This is a genomic window from Streptococcus nasisuis (genome assembly GCF_040836615.1).
Lineage (GTDB): Bacteria > Bacillota > Bacilli > Lactobacillales > Streptococcaceae > Streptococcus > Streptococcus suis_V.
Genome location: NZ_CP162268.1, coordinates 2,373,079 through 2,394,976 on the forward strand (window position 1 = coordinate 2,373,079; position 21,898 = coordinate 2,394,976).

The 21,898-nt window shown below is 45.8% G+C and carries 17 protein-coding genes and 1 pseudogene; 7 read left to right on the plus strand and 11 right to left on the minus strand.

Features of this window, described 5'->3' with window-relative positions; genetic code table 11:
• Nucleotides 1-210 precede the first annotated feature (210 nt).
• From AB1F57_RS12020 to treR, 5 genes are read right to left on the minus strand one after another with little or no spacing between them, the layout of a single operon-like run.
• On the minus strand, nt 211-855 hold the full coding sequence (locus tag AB1F57_RS12020) for a GNAT family N-acetyltransferase (protein WP_105138705.1): 645 nt from the start codon (nt 853-855) through the stop codon (nt 211-213).
• An 18-nt stretch (nt 856-873) separates the two neighbouring features.
• Complete coding sequence (locus AB1F57_RS12025) at nt 874-3,207, minus strand: endonuclease MutS2 (protein WP_167785141.1); 2,334 nt, start codon at nt 3,205-3,207, stop codon at nt 874-876.
• Between the two features lie 31 nt (nt 3,208-3,238).
• Nucleotides 3,239-3,784, minus strand: coding sequence for a CvpA family protein (locus AB1F57_RS12030; protein WP_105111744.1), 546 nt, complete (start codon nt 3,782-3,784; stop codon nt 3,239-3,241).
• 2 nt (nt 3,785-3,786) lie between these two features.
• Entirely contained in the window at nt 3,787-4,092 is a 306-nt protein-coding gene (locus AB1F57_RS12035; protein ID WP_167785140.1) for a hypothetical protein, read from the minus strand.
• A gap of 53 nt (nt 4,093-4,145) precedes the next feature.
• Complete coding sequence (gene treR, locus AB1F57_RS12040; protein ID WP_105138709.1) at nt 4,146-4,859, minus strand: trehalose operon repressor; 714 nt, start codon at nt 4,857-4,859, stop codon at nt 4,146-4,148.
• 205 nt (nt 4,860-5,064) lie between these two features.
• Between treR and treP the strand changes: the two genes are divergently transcribed.
• The 3 genes from treP (at nt 5,065) to AB1F57_RS12055 (ending at nt 9,209) form a co-directional block, all read left to right on the plus strand.
• Nucleotides 5,065-7,083 carry a PTS system trehalose-specific EIIBC component gene (treP, locus tag AB1F57_RS12045; RefSeq protein WP_167785139.1) on the plus strand — a complete coding sequence of 673 codons (2,019 nt, stop codon included), beginning with the start codon at nt 5,065-5,067 and terminating at the stop codon, nt 7,081-7,083.
• Between the two features lie 73 nt (nt 7,084-7,156).
• Nucleotides 7,157-8,782, plus strand: a complete 1,626-nt coding sequence (gene treC / locus AB1F57_RS12050; protein WP_167785138.1) for an alpha,alpha-phosphotrehalase — start codon at nt 7,157-7,159, stop codon at nt 8,780-8,782.
• Nucleotides 8,783-8,846: 64 nt separating this feature from the next.
• The gene (locus tag AB1F57_RS12055; protein ID WP_367985788.1) at nt 8,847-9,209 is read left to right on the plus strand and encodes an iron chaperone; all 363 of its coding nucleotides are present in this window, start codon (nt 8,847-8,849) and stop codon (nt 9,207-9,209) included.
• Between the two features lie 69 nt (nt 9,210-9,278).
• Here the strand turns inward: AB1F57_RS12055 and AB1F57_RS12060 are convergent, their stop codons facing one another.
• The gene (locus AB1F57_RS12060) at nt 9,279-10,361 is read right to left on the minus strand and encodes a LysM peptidoglycan-binding domain-containing protein (RefSeq protein WP_367985789.1); all 1,083 of its coding nucleotides are present in this window, start codon (nt 10,359-10,361) and stop codon (nt 9,279-9,281) included.
• Nucleotides 10,362-10,593: 232 nt separating this feature from the next.
• On the minus strand, nt 10,594-11,577 hold the full coding sequence (locus AB1F57_RS12065; protein ID WP_367985790.1) for a Gfo/Idh/MocA family protein: 984 nt from the start codon (nt 11,575-11,577) through the stop codon (nt 10,594-10,596).
• A gap of 121 nt (nt 11,578-11,698) precedes the next feature.
• Here AB1F57_RS12065 and rnhC point away from each other — a divergent pair, with 121 nt between their 5' ends.
• The 4 genes from rnhC (at nt 11,699) to AB1F57_RS12085 (ending at nt 16,588) form a co-directional block, all read left to right on the plus strand.
• Nucleotides 11,699-12,586 (plus strand): ribonuclease HIII, encoded by an 888-nt coding sequence (rnhC, locus tag AB1F57_RS12070; RefSeq protein WP_367985791.1) that lies wholly within the window; start codon nt 11,699-11,701, stop codon nt 12,584-12,586.
• An 11-nt stretch (nt 12,587-12,597) separates the two neighbouring features.
• Nucleotides 12,598-13,218, plus strand: a complete 621-nt coding sequence (gene lepB / locus AB1F57_RS12075; protein ID WP_367985792.1) for a signal peptidase I — start codon at nt 12,598-12,600, stop codon at nt 13,216-13,218.
• 51 nt (nt 13,219-13,269) lie between these two features.
• A complete protein-coding gene (locus AB1F57_RS12080) occupies nt 13,270-15,753 on the plus strand; it encodes an ATP-dependent RecD-like DNA helicase (protein WP_367985793.1) in 2,484 nt (827 codons plus the stop codon).
• Nucleotides 15,754-15,850: 97 nt separating this feature from the next.
• Nucleotides 15,851-16,588 (plus strand): hypothetical protein, encoded by a 738-nt coding sequence (locus AB1F57_RS12085; RefSeq protein WP_105137043.1) that lies wholly within the window; start codon nt 15,851-15,853, stop codon nt 16,586-16,588.
• Nucleotides 16,589-16,651: 63 nt separating this feature from the next.
• Here the strand turns inward: AB1F57_RS12085 and AB1F57_RS12090 are convergent, their stop codons facing one another.
• From AB1F57_RS12090 to ltrA, 4 genes and pseudogenes are all read right to left on the minus strand, one after another.
• On the minus strand, nt 16,652-18,076 hold the full coding sequence (locus AB1F57_RS12090) for a serine hydrolase (RefSeq protein ID WP_367985794.1): 1,425 nt from the start codon (nt 18,074-18,076) through the stop codon (nt 16,652-16,654).
• 143 nt (nt 18,077-18,219) lie between these two features.
• Nucleotides 18,220-19,143 (minus strand): PfkB family carbohydrate kinase, encoded by a 924-nt coding sequence (locus tag AB1F57_RS12095; protein ID WP_167785132.1) that lies wholly within the window; start codon nt 19,141-19,143, stop codon nt 18,220-18,222.
• A gap of 103 nt (nt 19,144-19,246) precedes the next feature.
• Nucleotides 19,247-20,311, minus strand: a complete 1,065-nt coding sequence (gene dinB, locus AB1F57_RS12100) for a DNA polymerase IV (protein ID WP_367985795.1) — start codon at nt 20,309-20,311, stop codon at nt 19,247-19,249.
• A 310-nt stretch (nt 20,312-20,621) separates the two neighbouring features.
• Nucleotides 20,622-21,898: pseudogene (gene ltrA / locus AB1F57_RS12105) on the minus strand (group II intron reverse transcriptase/maturase).

The following is a 21,898-nucleotide window of genomic DNA, read 5'->3' on the forward strand; positions in this document are numbered from 1 at the left end:
AACTGATAGCCATAGGTCATGTGCTGATTGCCAAGATCGATATCCTTACTTTCCACGAAGTGAACCATCCCAACGGAATCTAAACTTCCTTTGTCTAGGTCACGCCCAACCATACTGACAGGGTCTTTGGGATCTGCATAATTATGAATCAGCCTTTTGACTTGCCAGGTTCGTTGCCAAAATAAAAAAGTTGAAAATGTTTCAACTTTTTTATTTTAAATCCACCACGTAGGTCAATTCTTGGTAAACATCTTCGATGTCAAAGAGCTCCAAGTCGGTTTCTTCACTAACTACATAGACACCTTCGCGAAGATAGTAGGGTGCTGGCTGACCTGTTTCATCTGTAAAGGCCAATTTAGCATTGGGAAGGTCAACACCAAAACGGATATAAGGTGTGTCTTTGGGTGTACCGATGACTAGGTAATCTGAACACACTAGCTGTCCTTCCCATTTTCTATACAAATGATTGGCTACATCTCCCTCTCTGGTAAAGATGGCTAGTTTCTCTACACCTTGCTCTCTCAACTCCTGCTCTGCTTTTTCAAAAAGTGCCTGGGCAATGCCCTGCCCTTGAAAATCAGGGTGGACTGCTAGGTTAGTAAAATAAGCTGTTCGCTTACTTGGTGCGTAAATATAAGATCGGCTGCACTCTTCCGTGTAAATATCGATGTCGATTAGACCAACAATTTGTCCATCTACTTCAGCCACCCATTCCACACGGTAGTCATAAACGTCTGTCATTAGTTCGGGCTTCTCTGTTTCTCTATCATCAAAGAATGGAGAGAAGAGGTAGCTGAGTGCCTTGCAATAGACCCAGCCCTTTTCATCACTGGTTTGATAGTTTCTGATAATCATAATGTTACTCATAGCTCCTTACTTAAAGGTCACAATGGTACAGCCTGATCCACCAGCATTTTGTGGGGCGTAGCCGAACTCCTTGACTTGCTTGTTGCGGCGAAGGTATTTTGTCACGCCCTCTCGGATAACCCCTGTACCAATACCGTGAACAATATCGACTTGAGCCAAGTTGTTGAGCAAGGCCTGGTCAATAAATTCATCCAGCTCCATCATAGCCTCTTCGTAGCGTTTGCCACGGAGGTCTAGTCGAGCTTTCGGACCACGCACATGGGCACGTTGAACAGTATGGACCTGACGCTTCTTAGGCTGCTCTGCCTTATCCGTCTTGACCAGTTCAAACTCCTCCTTGGTCAAGGTCATCTTAATCAAGCCGACCTGGGCTTCCCAACGCCCATCCTTGAGCTGATTGGTTAAGGTACCACGTTGTCCATAGGCTGTGACGACAATATCATCACCCACCTTGGCAGCACGCTGGATTTTGGCTTTTTTCAGGACCTTGTTTTTAGACAAATCCACCACTTCAGGTGCCAGTTTTTTCAATTCTGCCTTGGCTTCGATAATCTGGTGCGGCTTGAGACTGGCTGCGGCATGGAGATTTTTGAGAATGTCCTCGCTCTCTGCCAGAGCCAAGTCAACAATTTCCCTAGCTTCCAAACGGGCCTTATTGAGCTCATTTTCCCGCTCGCGATTGAGTTCGTCATAGAGCTTGCGCAGGGCCCGGTTCATCTTGAAATTCTCCTGCTCCACATCACGGATATTATCCAGACGACGGCGGCTTTCAATAGTCTGTTGCTCCAATTTTTCGATAATCAGATTGACATCGCTGTCCGTATTGGTCCAATTTTGGGCTGACTGGATGATGATGTCCGATAAGCCCAGACGACGAGCAATTTCAAAGGCATTGGAGCGACCAGGAACACCCTGCATAAACTTATAAGTTGGCCGTAGGCTATTGGTATCAAACTCCATACTGGCATTTTCAATCCCAGAGGTTTCAATCCCGTAGGCCTTGAGTTCCGGATAGTGAGTAGTTGCCATGGTCTTGATACCTCGCAGACGCAGGTCGTCCAAAATAGCCATGGCCAGAGAGGCCCCCTCTTGCGGATCCGTACCAGCCCCCAGCTCGTCAAATAGAATGAGAGAATCTTGATCAGCTGCTCTTAAAATCTCCACCGTGTGGGTCATGTGACTGGAGAAGGTTGACAAGCTCTGCTCGATGGACTGTTCATCACCAATATCCGCAAAGATTTCCTTGAAAATCGCTACCCGACTACCCTTGTCTGCCAAGATTGGTAAACCCGACTGAGCCATGAGATGGGTCAAACCCAAGGTCTTGAGCATGATAGTCTTACCACCCGTGTTGGGACCTGTAATCACGATGGCTGTCAACTGACTACCAAAATAAAGGTCATTCGGTACAGGCTGGACAATCAGAGGATGGCGGACATTGAGCAGGGCAACATCCTGCCGCTCAGACAAGAGGGGCACAACCGCCTCATGGTCACGGGCAAAAAGATGCTTGGCACGGACAAAGTCCAAATGACCAATCACCCAGGCATTGTTACGGATAATACCCGCATGAGGACGGAGCATGTCAGACAACTCCTCCAAAATCCGATTGAGCTCATGGCGCTCCTCAGCCCGTAGATGGCTGATGTCTTCATTCAAGGTCACCACAGCCCGCGGCTCGATATAAACGGTCGAACCTGATGCGGAAATATCATGGACCACACCTGCAATCTTATTGCGGAAGGTATTTTTAACAGGAAGGACATTGCGTCCATTCCGGCTGGCAAGGATGGCATCCGACAGTATATCTGCCTTATTTTTAAGCAAATCCTGCATGACCTGGCGAACCTGATCCTCTGCCTCGCGGATTTTCCTACGGACGCGGGCCAATTTTTCAGAGGCAAAATCCTCGATAAAGCCAGCGTCGTTGACCGATTGCAAAGAACCTTGCAAATGCGGAAAGAGCTCGATTTTCTCAAAATGCTTGTCCAACTGGCTCAGCTGGATATTTTCCAGATTGCCATAAAAATCCAAGAGGGATTTGGACACCTCCAGGACTTTTTTGACAGCTAAGAGCTCCGTGATATTGAGGTCCGTATCCAACTCCAAACGACGCATGGCTGGATTGATGTCTGTAGTAGCAGACAGGCTGAAATAGGGATTTTCCACAAAAATCTGCTCCATGTCTGTCAATTCATCAAAAGCCTGCTGGATACGGTTGATGTCCACCATGGGCTCCAGTTGCCGTAATTCGTCCAAGCCCTGGTCTGTCAGCAGATAGGGCTCAATTTTTCGTCTTACCTTGTGAAATTCAAGAGTTTCAATAATTTTATGATTCATACTTTCCTACTTAGAAAAAGAGTAGGTTGCCCTACCCTGTAATATTACTTAGCCAGACAGCCTTGAAAAAATGAGCCGTCGGAATGTACTGGATTAGCAGATTTGCTAGGAAACTTTTCTGGAGTTGCTCCTGTACCAGGTCCACAGGAATAGTCGCCACCAGGACCAAGACCATCTGCAGAGAAAGCAAGGCCACCACTACCGCAATGGCACCACTGATAAGGTTTGATTGGATTGTATCAGGATTGTAGGCTTCCAAGAGGTGGACAAAGATTCCAACAAAACGCATGATGGCATAGACCAGGAGATAGACTGTTAGAAAGGCCAAGCCTGCATAGAAGACCTGGTCCAAATCAAACAGGTATTTTTCATCAAAATAATAGTTAAAGCTACCCTGGGTTGCATTGGCAAAGGGTACCCATAGATAGAGAATCCCTGACAACTTCTTATAGGTCAAGGCCGCCACCAAGATAGCAAAGAGACTAGAAACACCGTAAAAGCCTTGAAGGACCAGTCCTCGACTGTAGCCGATATAAAAACTCCAGGCTAGGAGGATAAGAATTGCAATTGATACCATGTCTACTCCTCAAGCTCATCTAGGTCCAGCAGGGTCACGTTCTTTTTTAAGACCTTTTCTTTCATGGCCGCCAATTCTGCCTCTGTCTTTTCAAAGGCCATCTCGCGGCTCAGCTGGACTGAGAGGGAATTGATAGCCAACAGCAAGGCCAGGGTTTCAGGGTCTGCCTTGGGCATTTTCTCCTTGATGGCCTGGTATTTTTCCTTGGCTAGCTTCTCCACTTCCGTCATAAAACGATTGTCATGCTCGGTCGTCAGGGTTAATTGTTTTTCACCAAATGTAAATTTATATCGATTCAGATTTGCCATAGTACACCTCGCTTCCTATTATACCTCAAAATGGCTATTTTCGCCAATTCCCACTATATAGAGTGTTTTCTACGCGCAAAGTCTACAAAGCGGAATTTGTCGATTTTGTGCTTGCTTTCAGTGTATTGGAATTGCTTGGTATCTCCCAGATAGACGCGGGATTTGATGAGAACCAGATAATCATCTTCATTTTTCATGAGCTCTCGCTCCTCACGACTGGTCGGCTCAACAGTAATTTCCTTTTGGGCATAGGCAATATCCAGCTTGAGGGTCTTCTCAAGATAATTGTAAATGGAAGATGCCGCAATTTCCTTGGTAATACTCGGCACAATATCCGCAGACAGGTAGTCAGTATCCACAACTGACACCTTGCCATCAATATAACGTGTACGGACAACTTTCCAGACCTTGCTATGAGGTTCAAACCCAGTCAAATTCGCCAAGTTGCTGCTGATAACAATCTGATCCAGACTGACTACTTCTGTCTTGGTCTCCAGCTGCAAAGACTCAGCCAATTCCTGGTAGGAAGTCAGACCAGAAACAGGAAAATTCAGCATTTCTTGCTTGAGAACTAGGGAACCTCGGCCCTGAACTTTCTGAATCATACCTCTTTCTGTCAACATAGACAGGGCCTTGCGGACAGTATCACGACTGACACCGTAAATTTCTTGCAGACGCTGCTCGGTCGGCAGACTGGTTTCAGCAGGGTAGGTATTTGTACGGATTTTTTCCTTTAAGTCATTGTAAATTTCCTGGTATTTCTTCATGATATCTCCTTAATTTGTAGCCACTTTATCATACAACTACTCTAGTATAACAGAAATTTTATAAAATATTATTAAAAAATGTTAAAAACGCTTGCAATATTTTTTGAAATCGGATACAATGGTCTTTGTAAACAAAATTTGTTCGTACAAATTTTCAAAAATATAGGATTGATGGTAGCCCATTGACCATCTAGAAGGAGATTTTATGGGAAAATATCAAGATGAAGCCAAAGAGCTCTTGCAAGCCATTGGTGGAAAAGATAACGTCAACGCAGTAACCCACTGTGCGACACGTATGCGGTTTGTCTTGTCAGATGAAAGCAAGGCCAACATCCAAGCCATTGAAAACCTGCCGACTGTAAAAGGTACCTTTACCAATGCTGGTCAATTCCAGGTTATCATCGGTAACGACGTTCCTGTCTTCTACAATGATTTCACAGCCGTTTCTGGTATCGAAGGCGTGTCAAAAGAAGCTGCTAAGGCTGCTGCAAAAAGCAACCAAAACCCTGTTCAGCGCGTTATGACTATGTTGGCGGAAATCTTCACACCGATTATTCCAGCTATTATCGTAGGTGGTCTTATCCTTGGTTTCCGTAACCTCTTAGAAGGCGTTCAAATGGAATGGTTGGGCCAACAAGTTATTGATGGAGTCAAGCAATTCATGCCGGACGGTTCTCCACGTTATAATACGATTGTAGATGTTTCTCAATTTTGGAGTGGTGTCAATCATTTCTTATGGTTACCTGGTGAAGCAATCTTCCACTTCTTACCTGTAGGAATTACTTGGTCTGTTTCTCGTAAAATGGGAACAACTCAAATTCTCGGTATTGTACTTGGTATCTGTTTGGTTTCTCCTCAATTACTAAATGCTTACGCTGTACCAAGTACAGATGCAGCAACTATCGCTAGTGATTGGGTATGGAATTTTGGTAGTTTCACGATCAATCGTATCGGTTACCAAGCTCAAGTTATTCCAGCCTTACTTGCAGGTCTATCACTCTCTTATCTAGAAATTTTCTGGCGTAAACGCATTCCAGAAGTTGTATCTATGATTCTGGTGCCGTTCCTTTCTCTCATTCCTGCAATTATTCTAGCACATACTGTCCTAGGACCAATTGGCTGGACAATTGGTCAATGGATTTCAACAATTGTTTTAGCTGGATTGACTGGTCCTGTAAAATGGCTCTTTGGTTTAATTTTTGGTACTCTTTATGCTCCATTGGTTATCACTGGACTCCACCACATGACGAATGCTATTGACACTCAATTGGTAGCTGATACTGGCGGTACTGGTCTTTGGCCAATGATTGCTCTTTCAAACATTACACAAGGTTCTGCGGTTCTCGCTTACTATTGGAGAAATCGTAAAAATGAACGTGAAGCAGAGATTTCTCTACCAGCAACTATTTCTGCCTACCTCGGTGTAACCGAACCTGCTCTCTTTGGTGTAAACGTTAAATATGTATATCCTTTTGTCGCTGGTATGATTGGTTCCGGTCTTGCGGCTCTAGTTTCAGTTACTTTCAATGTCCAAGCAAACGCAATTGGTGTTGGGGGACTTCCTGGCATCCTTTCAATCCAAGGTCCTTACTGGTTACCATTTACTTTTGCAATGGCTGTGGCGATTGCTGTTCCATTTGTATTAACATTCTTCTTCCGCAAGGCAGGTATTTTAACCAAAGCAGAAGACGAAAAATTGGCTGCACAAGCTGCTGTAGCGACTAGCCCTGTCGCAGTTGCTCCAACTACAACCTCTGTGGCAACTACTACTGAATTGATTAGCCCATTGACTGGTCAAGTAAAGGAACTAGCTCAAGCAACTGACCCTGTCTTTGCATCTGGTGTTATGGGACAAGGTGTTCTTATCGAGCCAAGCAAGGGTGAACTGGTCGCTCCAGTTGACGGAGAAATCTCTGTCCTATTCCCAACCCACCATGCAGTTGGCATCACATCAAAAGACGGTGTTGAACTCCTCATGCACATCGGTATGGACACTGTTAATCTTGAAGGCAAAGGTTTCACAGCCCACGTCAAACAAGGTCAAATCGTCAAGGCTGGTGACAAATTGATTAGCTTTGATTTGCAAGTCATTAAAGATGCTGGTTTGGTCGCTGAAACGCCAGTGATTATCACTAACCATACAGACTTTGACGTCAGAAGTGTAGGAAGCCTTCCACGTGAAATCGCACAAGGTGAAGCTATCCTAACTGCAAGAAAAATTTAAGATGAGATGGGAGGAGGCAGGTCTACCTGCTCCTCCTATGTTATTGACAGCACAATTTAGAAAGAAGATACAAATGACAATTGACAAACGCAAGGTCGTCTACCAAATCTACCCTAAATCCTACAAGGACACGACTGGTTCTGGTGTGGGAGATTTGCGAGGCATCATCGAAAAACTTCCTTATCTGAGAGAATTGGGCATTGACATGATCTGGCTCAATCCTTTCTACCCAAGTCCGCAACGGGACAACGGTTACGATATTTCTGATTATACAGCTGTCAATCCTGACTTCGGAACCATGGCTGATTTTGAGGAAATGGTCGCTGTCGGAAAGAGCTACGGCATTGAATTTATGCTGGACATGGTGCTCAACCATTGCTCGACTGACCACGAATGGTTCCAAAAGGCATTGGCAGGTGACGAATTCTACCAAGATTTCTTTATCCTGCGCGATGAGCCAACTGACTGGGTATCTAAATTTGGCGGCAACGCCTGGGCTCCCTTTGGCGACACAGGCAAATACTATCTCCACCTTTTTGACGTGACCCAGGCCGACCTCAACTGGCGCAATCCCCATGTCCGCGAGGAACTCTTCAAGGTTGTCAACTTCTGGAAAGACAAGGGCGTCAAGGGTTTCCGCTTTGACGTGATTAACTTGATTGGTAAGGACGAGGTTTTGGTTGACTGCCCGTTTAACGACGGCAAACCTGCCTATACCGACCGCCCTATCACCCACGACTACCTCCGCATGATGAACAATGCCACCTTTGGAAGGGAAGAAGGTTTTATGACCGTTGGCGAAATGTCTGCCACCACCATTGAAAACTGCATTCTCTACACAGCTCCTGAACGTGAAGAATTGTCCATGGCCTTTAATTTCCACCACCTCAAGGTGGATTACAAGGATGGACAAAAATGGACCATCATGGACTTTGACTTTGAAGAACTCAAACACCTCTTCCACACTTGGGGTGAAGAAATGTCCGTCGGAAATGGCTGGAATGCCCTCTTCTACAACAACCACGACCAGCCACGCGCCCTCAACCGCTTTGTGGACATTAAAAACTTCCGCAATGAAGGGGCGACCATGCTGGCGGCCTCTATCCACCTGTCTCGTGGTACACCTTACATTTACATGGGAGAAGAAATCGGCATGATTGACCCAGACTACGATAGTATGGATGATTATGTCGATGTCGAGAGCCTTAATGCCTACGACATGCTCTTGGAACAGGGAAATACACCTGATGTGGCCTTCAAGATTATCCAAGCCAAGTCGCGTGACAATTCCCGCACACCCATGCAGTGGGATGCTTCTGAAAATGCCGGTTTCTCAACAGGTACTCCTTGGCTAAAAGCTGGTAAATCGTACAAGACCATAAACGTTGAGACCGAAAAAACAGGCCCAATCTTCACCTTCTACCAGGACTTGATTCGACTTCGTAAGGAATTACCAATCGTGTCTGAAGGGGATTACAAGGCTGCCTACAAGGACAGCGACAAGGTTTACGCCTTTGAGCGTCTCCACGACGGTCAAAAACTCTTGGTCCTCAACAATTTCTTTGCAGAAGAAGTTAATCTAGATCTTACTGATGAATATGCTCAGGGACAAGTCCTGATAAGCAATTACCCTGAAAGTAAACTCGGTAAGAAAATTACCCTTAAGCCGTATCAAGCTTTGGCGATTATAGTGAAATAATCAAGAAAAGAGGAGCCCGCTCCTCTTTTGTGATACAATGAAATAAAAAAGAAAAGGAAACATCATGCTCCAAGAATTTTTGAACAAGGTCAAGAATCCTGTCCTGAAGGACAAACTAGAAGGCATTTTCAATCAAATCCAGCAGGAATTTCCAAGTCTAACCACAGAAATCAAACGGAATCAGCCCATGTTTATCATGGACGGAACCTTTATTATCGGCTTCTCCACTGCCAAGGCCCATATTTCCATCGCACCTGAAACGGTTACTATGGAAACCTTTGCCCAGGACATCAAGGAGGCGGGCTACGAGGCGACTTCCAACCTCTTCAAAATTAAGGAAGACCAAGAGGTCAACTGGGACCTGCTCCGCACTATCATCGCCTTTAACATGGACGAGAAGAAGGGCTATGACAAGTTTTGGAGATAAATAGCTTTTACTTGTATCGCACGAATACCTTTAAAAACCAAACTCGTAAATGAGTTTGGTTTTTACATACTATGGATTAAATGACACGTGGACATGGTCATAGTGGTTTTCTGTTACACTTCCACGGTCTGGCATCAAGTTCCAAGTATAGGCGGGACCGTAAATGCTTGGGTATGGAGAGTAGAAACGCTGTTTCCAAATGATGTACGAGATATTCTTTGCACCAATATTGGCAATGGCATAGTCAGCAACCTGGTCACCGAGGGCTGAGCTCACTGGCACCATGAAATCAATAGCCAATCCCTTGCCGTGGTCCTGAGGGTCACCCGGACGGAAACCAGAGAATGATGTGATACCAAAAGCATTGGCAACATCTTCCTTGAAGGCTGCAACCTGGGGCTGGAGACCACTATTGTCATAAACTACCGTAGCAACTGGTGCTGCTGTTTCAACCACTGGAGTCTCTACCACCGGCTCTGCTGCTACAACAGACTCACTTGCTGACTCCACTACTGGAGTTTCAGCTACTGGCTCTGCCACTGGTGCTTCAACTGGAGCAACCTGTTCTGCTGCTGGAGCTGCCACCGCTTCTGTTGTTTCGGGTATAGAAACTTGGGGCACTTCTACTGTAGCTACCTCGGCTGGAATATCGGCAGGGACTTCTACCTCGTCGAGATGAACAACTGTATCGTCGATGGTCGCCTGGTTTGTCTGCAAATCCACCGTCGCTTGAACAGGCTCTTGATTGGCTGTCTGGGCAGGTGCTTCAATTTCGATTTGGGTCACTTGGTTATTTTGGTCAACTGTCGTGGTCAATACCGTATCTGGGAAAATCAGGTTGACATCTGTAATTTGATTGACCTTGGCTAGGATTTCCATATCCAGATTCATGGCATCAGCAATGGCACTCAAGGTATCGCCATACTTGATGGTGTAAGTGAGTTGGCCCCCTTGATTGACCAATTCAGTGCTAATCTCAGAGACATTGCGTGGTGTCCATTCCAAGGCGGAAATTGTCGGAGCTGCCAGGCCAGTTGACAAGAGTGACAAGGCTACAGAGGATGCGTAGAACATTTTCTTATTCTCTTTCAGTACAGAACTTTTTCTCTTTCTTTTCATATAAATCGGTTTGTTTGTCTGTTTACGTTTCACAAAACATTCCTTCTTTCTTTTGAGATAGACCTATGATAGCGGAATTTTTTTTGCAAAACAAGCCTTTCCCAGGCTTTTAAACAAGCTGTAAACAAACCAAATTGATTGTCACTTGAGCATTATATTTGTCACAAGATTGTCATAGTGACCTGATATGTGGCACCAAGACTGACTATCTCCTGTCATAAAGAAAAAAGGTTGGACTTCTCCAACCTCTCAAAACCTAGACTAACTACATCTCCTCCGGATACACCAAGCCCCACTCCTCACGCAGTTGAGTCATGATGTCCATGACATCGGTCGTGTAGGCCAGATACATCTTATTTTCGAGACCAGAGACGGCGCGCTCCATGTCGGCTACTTCATAAGAAAGAGCTTTAGCAGTGTCACCAGCCTCAATCATTTCCTGCCGACCATCCTCTGTATAGGTAATAACCGCCTTCTGCCCGCGAGGGTATTCATAGAGTTCGATATAGCCCTTATCATAGGCAATGGTCCCACGCTTAGGCTGTTTGGCATGGAGACTGAGGGCAATCGTAGCCATCTCACCCGCATCATTGGACAGGAGAATACCGACCTGTTCATCGACACCCGTTGGAGCCAATTTGACCTGCGAAGCGACTTGATTTGGTTTTTCAGTCATGAACCAGCGAACAAAGGACAGGGCATAGACACCGATGTCCAAAAGGGCACCTCCAGCTAAGTTCTTATTGAAAAAGCGGTTGGTCATGTCGTATTCTTTATAGGAACCAAAATTCATCTGGATCATCTTGAGCGACCCAAGCTTGCCAGATGCGATGACTTCATTCAATTGACGATAGATAGGCATGTGGAAAATAGTCATGGCCTCCGCTAGGATAACATGGTGTTTCTCCGCAAGGTTAATCGCTTCTGCCAACTCATCCTTATTTAGCGTGATGGACTTTTCACAGAGAACATGCTTACCCCCAGCCAAGGCCTTACGCAGGTAATTGATATGGGTGTTGTGGGGGGTAGAAATATAGATAATGTCCACCTCAGGATCCTCAAACACCTGATCAATGTCCTCATAGACCTTCTCTATGCCATATTTTTTTGCAAAATCGACCCCTTTTTCATAGGTACGATTGGCAACGGAGTAGATATTCCCTCCCATTGCTTGTAGAGCTTGGGCCAATTCATTGGCGATAACACCCGTTCCCAGAGTTGCCCACTTATATTGAACTTGATTTTCCATCTTAACCTCACTTTCCTATGCACAGTCAAGTTTCTTACTGTGCATATAGGTTCTAAAACTATTATAGTAGATTCTACTCTTTTCCACACACTCCAAGTCGCATTTATGATACAATAAGAACATGACGACCGCTGTACTTAAAGTGACTGCCTCAGATAAGGCACAGATGCTCCACCACTACGCCCGCTACCAGCAGGCCAGTAAAAATCCTTACATCGAAGCATTTTTCAAACTTCCTGGCGCCAGCCTTTCCATCTACACTTCTGGAAAAGTCGTTTTCCAAGGAGAAATGGCAGAGCAGGAAGCCAGTCGTTGGGGCTATGAGCAGGCTCAGACTGATCAGACCATCTCCGGGCAGAACCTGCCCATGATTGGGACGGACGAGGTGGGTAACGGGTCTTATTTTGGCGGTCTGGCTGTCGTGGCTAGCTACGTCACACCTGCTGACCATGCCTTTCTCAAGTTGCAGGGCGTTGATGACTCTAAAAAAATGACAGACCAAAAAATCTGCCAAATCGCCCCTCTCCTAAAAGAGAAAATCCCCCACCAAGCTCTGCTATTGTCCCCGAAAAAATACAACGAGGTCATCGAGCAAGGCTACAATGCCGTATCAGTCAAGGTGGCACTCCACAATCAGGCCATCTACCTGCTACTCCAAAAAGGGGTACAGCCGGAGAAAATCGTCATTGACGCTTTTACATCTAGCCAAAATTACCAGAAATATCTCAAAAAAGAGGCCAATCACTTTGCCAACCCTGTCACCTTGGAAGAAAAGGCTGAGGGCAAATACCTGGCCGTCGCCGTATCATCCATTATCGCACGCGCCATGTTCTTGGAAAATTTGGCTCAACTAGGGGAGCAACTAGGCATGAATCTGCCATCCGGTGCCGGTAGCAAGTCCGACCAGGTCGCAGCCAAGATTTTGCAGAGATACGGAATGGCGGGGCTCAGCCAGGCCGTCAAACTCCACTTTGCCAACACACAAAAAGCAGAAAAATTATTGAAATAAGAGGAAACCACATGCGTTCAACTAAAAAAAATTCCCTTGCTCGCTTCCTAGCTGAGTGGGGCATCTTCTCTCTGATTATTATCGGATTCTTGCTCTCACGGCTCTTTATCTGGCAGCCTGTTTCTGTCGATGGACATTCTATGGATCCAACCCTTCATGACAAGGAGCGCTTGATCATGGCGCGCACGACGACCATTGACCGTTTTGACATTGTCGTGGCCAGCGAAGTGGACTCGCAAGGCAAGGAGAAGCTGATTGTCAAGCGGGTTATCGGTATGCCTGGTGACTCCATCCGCTTTGAGAATGATGTTCTCTATATCAATGAAGAGGTGGTGGATGAGCCTTATTTAGCAGAGTACCTGGCAGCCTTTAAAGAGGATAAACTCCAGTCCATCTACTCCTATAATAAGAGCTTCCAAAACCGTGCGGCAGCTTCTACTGCCTTCACACTGGATGCCAATGGCTACCCAAGCCTGTCTTATGTCGTACCCGAAGGACACTACTTCCTCATGGGAGACGACCGCCTGGTTTCTCTAGATAGCCGTAATGTTGGTCCATTCACCAAGGCCAATATCAAGGGAGAAGTCGTTTTCCGCATGTGGCCCCTCAACCGCATTGGTACCGTAAAATAAACTAATTAGGAGTGAGACAGCTGTCCCACTCCCTTTTGATAAGGAAAAATCATGCAAGAAGTATCTTTCACCGGAACTATCGACCGGATTATTTTTGAAAATCCCAGCAATTTTTATAAAATCCTGCTCTTGGAAATCGAGGAGACCAATGCGGATTATGACGACTACGAAATTATCGTGACCGGCACCATCGCAGACGTTATTGAAGGCGAAGATTACCGCTTTTACGGCAACTTGGTTACCCATCCCAAATACGGTCAGCAGCTGCAAATCTCCCGCTACGAACGCAGTAGACCAACTGCTTCTGGACTGGTCAAGTATTTTTCCAGCGACCATTTCAAGGGTATCGGCCGCAAGACGGCTGAGAAAATAGTCCAGCTCTACGGCGAGGATACCATTGATAAAATCCTAGCCGAACCTGAAAAATTGACCCAGATTACAGGATTGTCCAGCAAAAATCGGCAGGCTTTTGTGGAAAAACTCCGCCTCAACTACGGCACAGAGATGATTTTGTCCAAACTAGCCGAATACGGCATTCCCAACAAACTCGCCTTTCAAATCCAAGACCAGTATAAGGAAAAAACACTTCAGATTATTGAAGAAAATCCCTATCAACTGGTCGAAGATGTCCAAGGAATGGGCTTTACCATTGCCGATAAAATCGCTGAAAATCTGGGCATCGAGAGCGACTCACCACAGCGTTTCCGAGCCGGCATGCTCTATTGCCTGCTCCAGCGCTCTATGGAGACGGGCGACACTTATGTCGAGGCGCGTGATTTGCTAGAGGCCAGCATTGACGTGCTGGAAAAATCCCGCCATGTCGAGTTGGACCCGGCTGCCGTAGCGCAGGAATTGACCGGTCTCATCAATGACGGCAAGGTCCAGCAGGCAGGCACCAAAATTTTTGACAACAGTCTCTACTTTGCTGAGGAAGGCATTCACAAGAACCTCAGCCGCCTCATGGGCAAAAATGGTTTCAAGCCCTTCCCACGCAAGGACGTCGAGACTGCTATTGCAGAGCTGGAAAGCATGTCATCACTGACCTACGATGCTATTCAGAAAGAGGCTATTGTCCGAGCTATTACCAATCCGCTCTTTATCCTAACTGGCGGACCCGGCACAGGTAAGACCACAGTCATCAACGGTATCATCGCGGTCTACGCTATCTTGCACAAGATTGATTTGACAAAAAGCCGTGACGAATGTCCTGTCCTCTTAGCCGCTCCAACCGGCCGAGCCGCCCGTCGGATGAATGAATTGACCGGCCTGCCGGCTGCGACCATCCACCGCCATCTGGGCTTGGTTGAAGGTCAAGAAGAATCCTACCGCGATGATTATCTGGATGCGGAATTTATCATCATCGATGAATTTTCTATGGTCGATACTTGGTTGGCCAACCAGCTCTTCCAGAATATTTCCTCTCAGACGCAGGTCCTCATTGTCGGAGATGCGGAGCAATTGCCATCGGTCAGCCCCGGTCAGGTCCTGGCCGACCTGCTCAAGATAAAAAAATTGCCCAGCCTAACGCTGGAGAAAATCTACCGCCAGTCCGACGACTCGACCATTGTCACACTTGCCAGTCAAATTCGGCAAGGCAGCCTTCCAGCTGATTTCCGTGAGAAAAAGGCAGACCGGTCTTATTTCGAGGTGCAAAACGAACAAATCCCTTCCCTGATTGAACGCATTATCGGTGCCGCCATCAAGTCGGGCATCCCAAGTCAGGAAGTGCAAATTTTGGCACCCATGTACCGAGGAGCAGCAGGTATTGACCAGCTCAATATCATGACCCAAAACCTGCTCAACCCAAAAAGCGAGGGTCAATTGGAATTTGCCCACAACGACCAACTTTTCCGTCAAGGCGACCGGGTCATTCACTTGGTCAACGACGCTGAGAGCAATGTTTTTAATGGCGACTTGGGCTACATCACCGACCTCCTGCCTGCCAAGTATACCGACAGCAAGCAGGACGAGATTTCCATCAATTTTGACGGTAGCGAAGTGACCTACCCCCGCAATGAGTGGTACAAAATCACTCTTGCCTATGCCATGTCCATCCACAAATCTCAGGGGAGTGAGTTTCAGGTGGTCATTCTGCCCATCACCCGCACCAGCCACCGCATGCTTCAGCGCAATCTGGTCTACACGGCCATCACCCGCTCTAAGAGCAAGCTCATCCTGCTGGGTGAAATCTCCGCCTTTGACTACGCGGTCAAGAATGCCGGTACCCTGCGCAAAACCTATCTGGTTCCCCGTTTCCAAGGGGATCTTGAAGAAAGGGCAGAGCGGCCAGAGCAGATTTCACCAAATCAGCCTACAAAATCTGCCCAGTCTATCTCGTCTGAACAGCCCGCACCAACCAAAGTGCCTGTGGAAAAAACTGTATCTGGACCCAGCCAACTTTCCCTACTGGACCAAGAACCTGTGGAAAACACCCCCATCCAGCCCACTAGCTACATTCTGACCGAAAAAAATATCCTCACCATCGACCCCATGATTGGCCTGACCGATGAAGATATTGTTCTATTTTTCAAATAAACCGACTTTTGTTACAAAAATATTACAAATGTTACAAAATCGTGTTGACACCATCCTTCTGTTTTGCTATACTAAAATCAAACAGGAGGATTTTTATATGAAAAAGAAAATAACAAACGGTATTCTACTCTTATCTGCAGCTATTTTATTAACAGCCTGTGGAAAAGAAACTACCCCAGCTACATCCATTAAGACCAGTGAGAAAACAGAACAAACCAGCTCTAGTAAAAAAGCTACAGACAATTCCACTAAGAAAGAAACTGATACAAGCTCTAGCCAAGCAACCGAATCTAATGCTGCAACAACTACTTCGTCTCAAGCAGAAAGTAGCTCATCTTCAAGCCAGACCAAGCAAGAAGAAACTGCTAGCCAGCCTAGCTCAACAACTATGACAGGAGACCAGCTATTGGCCTTGCCATCAGTGGCTCTTCCGACAGAACTTGTCGGTACTTGGACAGGCACTAGTCCACAAGCACGTATGGTCGAGGTGACCGTCGCAGCTGATGGGACTTTCACTGTTACTCAGGACTTCCGTCAAAGCGAAGATGAGGAAGTAACCGACTGGAATGTTCAACACCGGACTGCTGTCATTACAGACTTGATTTCACCTAAACCAAACCATTACCTAGTTCGCAAGTCTACAGGAGACGGAGTAGCTTTACTTCCTGGTGTAACAGGCATTGGTGGTGCTGGATTTCAACTCTTGCCAGGCTTCATTCTAGAAAATGGACAATACAAGGTTATTATGCAAGGTGTTGCAATAGATGCCTCTCAAACAACTATTGATTTGACAGCACCTTTTCAGTCTATGGTAACCCTTGACAAGACCCAGTAATATCATCAACCTAGCTCGACGACAACCGTCGAGCTTTTTTCTATCAAAAAACTAGGCCTAAACCTAGTTTCCATTGCTTGCTTCTTCGGAAGTTTCTGTTGCCTCTGGCGCCGGGACTTCTTTGGCCGGATTCATATTGACCCTGTGCCACTCGTTGATGACGTAGGCGAGGGCGACCACTTGATTGTAACCCATAGGATCGATTTCGGTATCGTCCTCAGATGCACCACCAAAATGAGCTGTATAAAGGGCAATGCTGTAAGGTGTTTCCTCCATGACAATGGCATCCAGATTGAGGGCTTCACGGACATAGCCGGATTTTTGGTAGATGGTCACCCCGTGAACATACTCTTCAAACCAAGTTCCCGGAAAGGCATCATCTAGGTACTTCATCAGGTCTGCGTATTTGTCCTGACGCTGATAAAGGTAATCCAAGACCTGCGAATAGTAGCTCGTTGTCGTCTGATTGCCATTAGCAGAAATAGTTGGCAAGTCAGGATTTTTCGATTTACCATAGCGGCCAAACATGGTGTAGGCCTTGTCCATACCACCGATGCGCTCCGCCAAGGCATAGGCTGGAGTATTTTCAGATACTACAATGGAGCCGTATTGCATATCTGCGATCGTCATCATCCCATTATAATTGGCAACATAGGCGTCATGCTCAGGCTTGTATTCATAAGTTGTGCCGGTAATATCGTAAGCCTCTGTCGCTGAAACTTCACCTTTTTCCACCGCATCTACCACCAACATATTGAGGGGTAACTTATAGGTTGAGCCAGCTGTCATAGGCTGGGTATCGTTCATGGAGAAGACTTCATTGGTTTTGAGATTCTTATAGGTAAAGGCCACCTGTGATGGGTCCAATCCCTGCTCCAAGAGATAGGCCTTAACCGTATCTTCTAAACTCAGATTAGGATAATCATAATAGAGATAGAGACTGTTCATGTAAGCCAAATCTTCCTGCATGACCAAGTCTTTGGCCTCCTGAGACTTATGAACAGGCTTGACCACTTCTTTTTTGGTTTCTGTTTCCTTCGATCCACTCGCCGCTGCTTGGTTGGAAGAATCGGCTTTGCCTATCCCTTTCTTGGTCGAATCCAGATTGAAAAGGGCAACCATAACAAGCGTAAGGAGGACTAGTAAACCTAGAACGATAGGAATATGGTCTGTCCAAACCTGCTTTTTACCATGCCGCGACCCACGTTTTTTACTTCTTTTTGGCAATTTCCAAAATGAAAGAAATTTATCCACAGTCGGTTTGACAACTCCCTTAATCCTGTCTGTGGTTGGAAGAAGACGCTTTTCTGCAAGTCTTCCTGGTACAATCCGCTTCTCTCTAGACTGATCTAGCGCAACTGTTCTCGGAAAACGCTGATGAATATGACCACGATTTCTCTTAGATGGAACTCTTCGGGGATATTTTCTCTTGGCAGGCTTGGTCCAAACCTGTCGCCGAGATTTTCTTTGCTCATTCTCTCTTGTCATAACTCTACTAGTATAGCTGATTTACTTGGTCAAAACAAGCATTTATCATTGGAAAAGAGCTGATATAAGAAATTTTATTTTTTTTTGAAAATTTTTAACATAAAGCAAAATATCCCCGTTTCCGAGGATGCGATAAGGAATGACTAGACTAATTCTTCAAATCGAACTTCTGCTAAGATTTCTGCAAATTGCTCTGGCGCAACTTCTGGGAAATAATTGAGGCAGTTGGCAGTTGCATAGGCAGCAGCCTCCTTGAGGAAGATTTCTGGCTCTTGGTTTTGGCTGATCCCCTTTACAAGGAGACCCAGATAGAAATCCCCAGCTGCAATTGGATTTTTAGCCTCTTTCTTAGGGGATTGGATACGGAAAAAGCGTTGACCAATTTTGGCTAGACTTCCCTTGCTGCCCAGGGTCACGATAAGATTTTCGTGAGGAGTCACTTCTTTGAGGATGCGCAGTACATCTTCTGGGTCATGTTCATCCAACTCTGGATAGATGTCCTTGAGCTCCTCATTGTTAATTTTAATCAGGGCTGGACGAGCCTCGTAAGCGGCACGAAGGGCTGCACCACTGGTATCCACAATGGTGCGGACCGCAGGGAATTTTTCAATAAACTGCTGGATATAATCATCCGGCATCCCCTTCATCAGACTGCCTGAAAAGACCAAGGTATCACCTGGTTGCAGGCTTTCCTCGATTTGCTTAGTAAATTGATCCAGGAGTTCTGCAGTCAATTCCAGGCCTTTTTCATAGAAGAGAACCACATCCCCTGTCGATGTTTCAACGTAGATATTGCAGGTGCGGGTGTTTTGCCCAGACTGAACCACCTTGAGGGCATTGCCCTTGTCAGCATTGAGCTCCTCGATGTAGCGACCAATCGCTCCACCTAAAATAGTATGGATAACATAGTCTGTCTGGCCGTTTTCCTTGAGGGCATAGGCCACATTGAAACTCTTGCCACCTGGATAATCCCGGACTTCAAAGGGACGTAGGGGAATATTTTTCTCAATAGCCTCAACCAAGAGGGTTCGGTCAAGAGCAGGGTTGGGACAGACAAGATGAATCATAGCAATCTCCTTTTTTTATGTGATGTTCTATGATTATTATAACAGATATATTGATATATGGTTGAAAAAATTATAAAAAGAAACCAGAAATTTTCTGATTTCCCTATTTGAAATTGGTAACGGTCACACCCAGCAAACGAATGCCCTTTTCTGGCTGGCCGACTTCTTCAAAGATTTGGCGGACTTCCTTCTCAATCCTATCGGCTTGGTCAGTCGCCTCCGAAAAACTATGGCGCTTGGTCAGGGTCGAAAAATCTCCGTAGCGGATTTTGAGGACAATGGTCCGTCCTTTTTTCTGGTGCTTGGTCAGACTAACCGCCACCTTCTGACAGAGCTTGCCCAACTCTTGCAGAGCATCCTCTTCGCGATAGAGCAACTTGCGGTAGGTCCGCTCCTTACCGATAGACTTGCGGATGCGATTGGTTTTTACGGGTGAATTGGAAATACCCCTGGCCTTGCGGTAGAGATCAAAACCGAAACGACCGAAAGTGTCAATCAAAGTCATCTCCGATACATCTAACAAATCTGCCCCAGTATAGACTCCCATCTGATGCAGTTTTTCGACGGTCTTCTTACCAACTCCGTGAAATTTCTCGACAGGGAGACTGGCCAAAACCGGCACCGCATCCTCCGGCTTAATCAGGGTCAGTCCATGCGGCTTTTCCATGTCCGAGGCGATTTTAGCCAGAAATTTATTATAGGAGACGCCAGCTGATGCCGTCAGGTGTAGCTCCTTCCAGATATCGTACTGGATGAGTTTGGCAATCTTGATAGCCGAAGTGATGCCCAGCTTATTTTCTGTCACATCCAGATAGGCCTCATCGATGGACATGGGCTCGACTAAATCCGTATAGCGGTGGAAAATTTCGCGGACCTGGAGACCGACCTCCTGGTATTTGTCATAGTTTCCTGAAATGAAAATAGCCTGCGGACAACGTTCATAGGCTTCTTTGGAAGACATGGCCGAATGAATTCCAAAGGCACGCGCCTCATAATTACAGGTCGACACAACGCCTCTTCCGCCAGACAGCCTAGGGTCCGCTCCAATAATAACAGGCTTTCCCTTGAGACTGGGATTGTCCCGCACCTCAATAGCAGCAAAAAAAGCATCCATGTCTACATGAATAATTTTTCTAGATAAATCATTGATTAGAGGAAAAATTAACATGAACACTCCTTTCTGCTCCTTCCTACTAGACATATTATAGCCTATCTAACAAATTTTTTCATAAAGCGAACATTGACAGGCAATTAGTACTCAATGAAATTCAAAATCAGACTAGGCGACGCATATGCAGATAGAGCACCACTACTTCGCATTTTTAGATAGTAGAATTTTCAAATGTATAAACTTAGACGTGTCCTGTTTCTAATTCCATTTTGCTATAAGTTTGCGAAAAGCTTCGATAAACAATCGAGTAGGGACTAATTTCTAGTCCCTCTCACACCACCGTGCGTGCCGTTCGGCACACGGCGGTTCAACTAACTTTTAACGCATGTCGTTTTAGATAATAATCTAGGCAAGAAACCAGTCCACGTTTAGCGAGGACTGGTTTTGATATGGCACGTTTCAGTACAGACCTCTGAGCCACTAATTGATAATGGTCTCCCCAGCCAGATACTTTATCCGCTATCCACTTCGGTACTCCTAATTTGAGAAGTCCCCATAATCGCCTAGATTTCTTCTTCCATTGTTTCCAGATAATAACTCTTATTCGAGTTCTTAGTCGTTCATCAATGCTTTCCATGACTGATTTCATGTTCGTCATAGAAAAGTAGTTTATCCAACCTCGGATGACCCAGTTTAGTCGCTCAATTCGGCTGTCTAAGTCAATACTCCACTTACGGGCCGTTAGTTTCTTGAGTTTTCTCTTGAAACTCTGTACGCTATCCTGATGCGGACGACTTTTCCAGCCCTCAGATGATTTCCAGAACCCAAATCCTAGGTACTTTAATTTGCTCGGTCTCACAATCTTGGTCTTGGTCATGTTGACTTTCAAACCTAATCGTTTTTCAATATAACGACAAATTGAATGCATCACACGTTTAGCCGCCGCATCACTACCGACTGTGATGACGCAGTCATCTGCGTAGCGAACGAAGCGAAGTCCACGATTTTCCAACTCTTTATCTAGCTCATTAAGCATGATATTGGACAGGAGCGGTGATAGGTTTCCTCCTGTGGAGTTCCAACTAGTGTTTTATACCGTTGTCCGTTGATGACTACACCGGAATGAAGGTACTTACGAATTAAAGATTCTGTATCTCCATCTTGGATAATGTTATGAACAAGCGACATCAGTCTATCTTGAGGAACGGTATCAAAGAACTTCTCCAGGTCTATGTCTACTATCCACTCATAACCGTCATTAAGGTATTCTAATAACTGGATAATAGCTTGTTCGCATGACCGATTGGGTCTGAATCCGTAACTCCTCTCAGAGAAATAGGGCTCACAAATAGGACTAATGACTTGGACAATAGCTTGTTGTATCATTCTATCCATGACCGTTGGGATACCTAACTGACGGTCTCCGCCGTTAGGTTTGGGAATTTCAACTCGTAAGACTGGCTGAGGTTTGTACTTCCTCTGCTTTATGAGTTCTTTAGTTGAACGCCAGTGTTTGCGGAGATAGTCATCTATTTCGTCAATAGTTACGCCGTCAATTCCTGCTGAACCTTTATTGGCTCTAACTTGATTGTAGGCTTCAAGCATATTGGACCGAGATAGGATATTATCTAGTAACTGTGACAT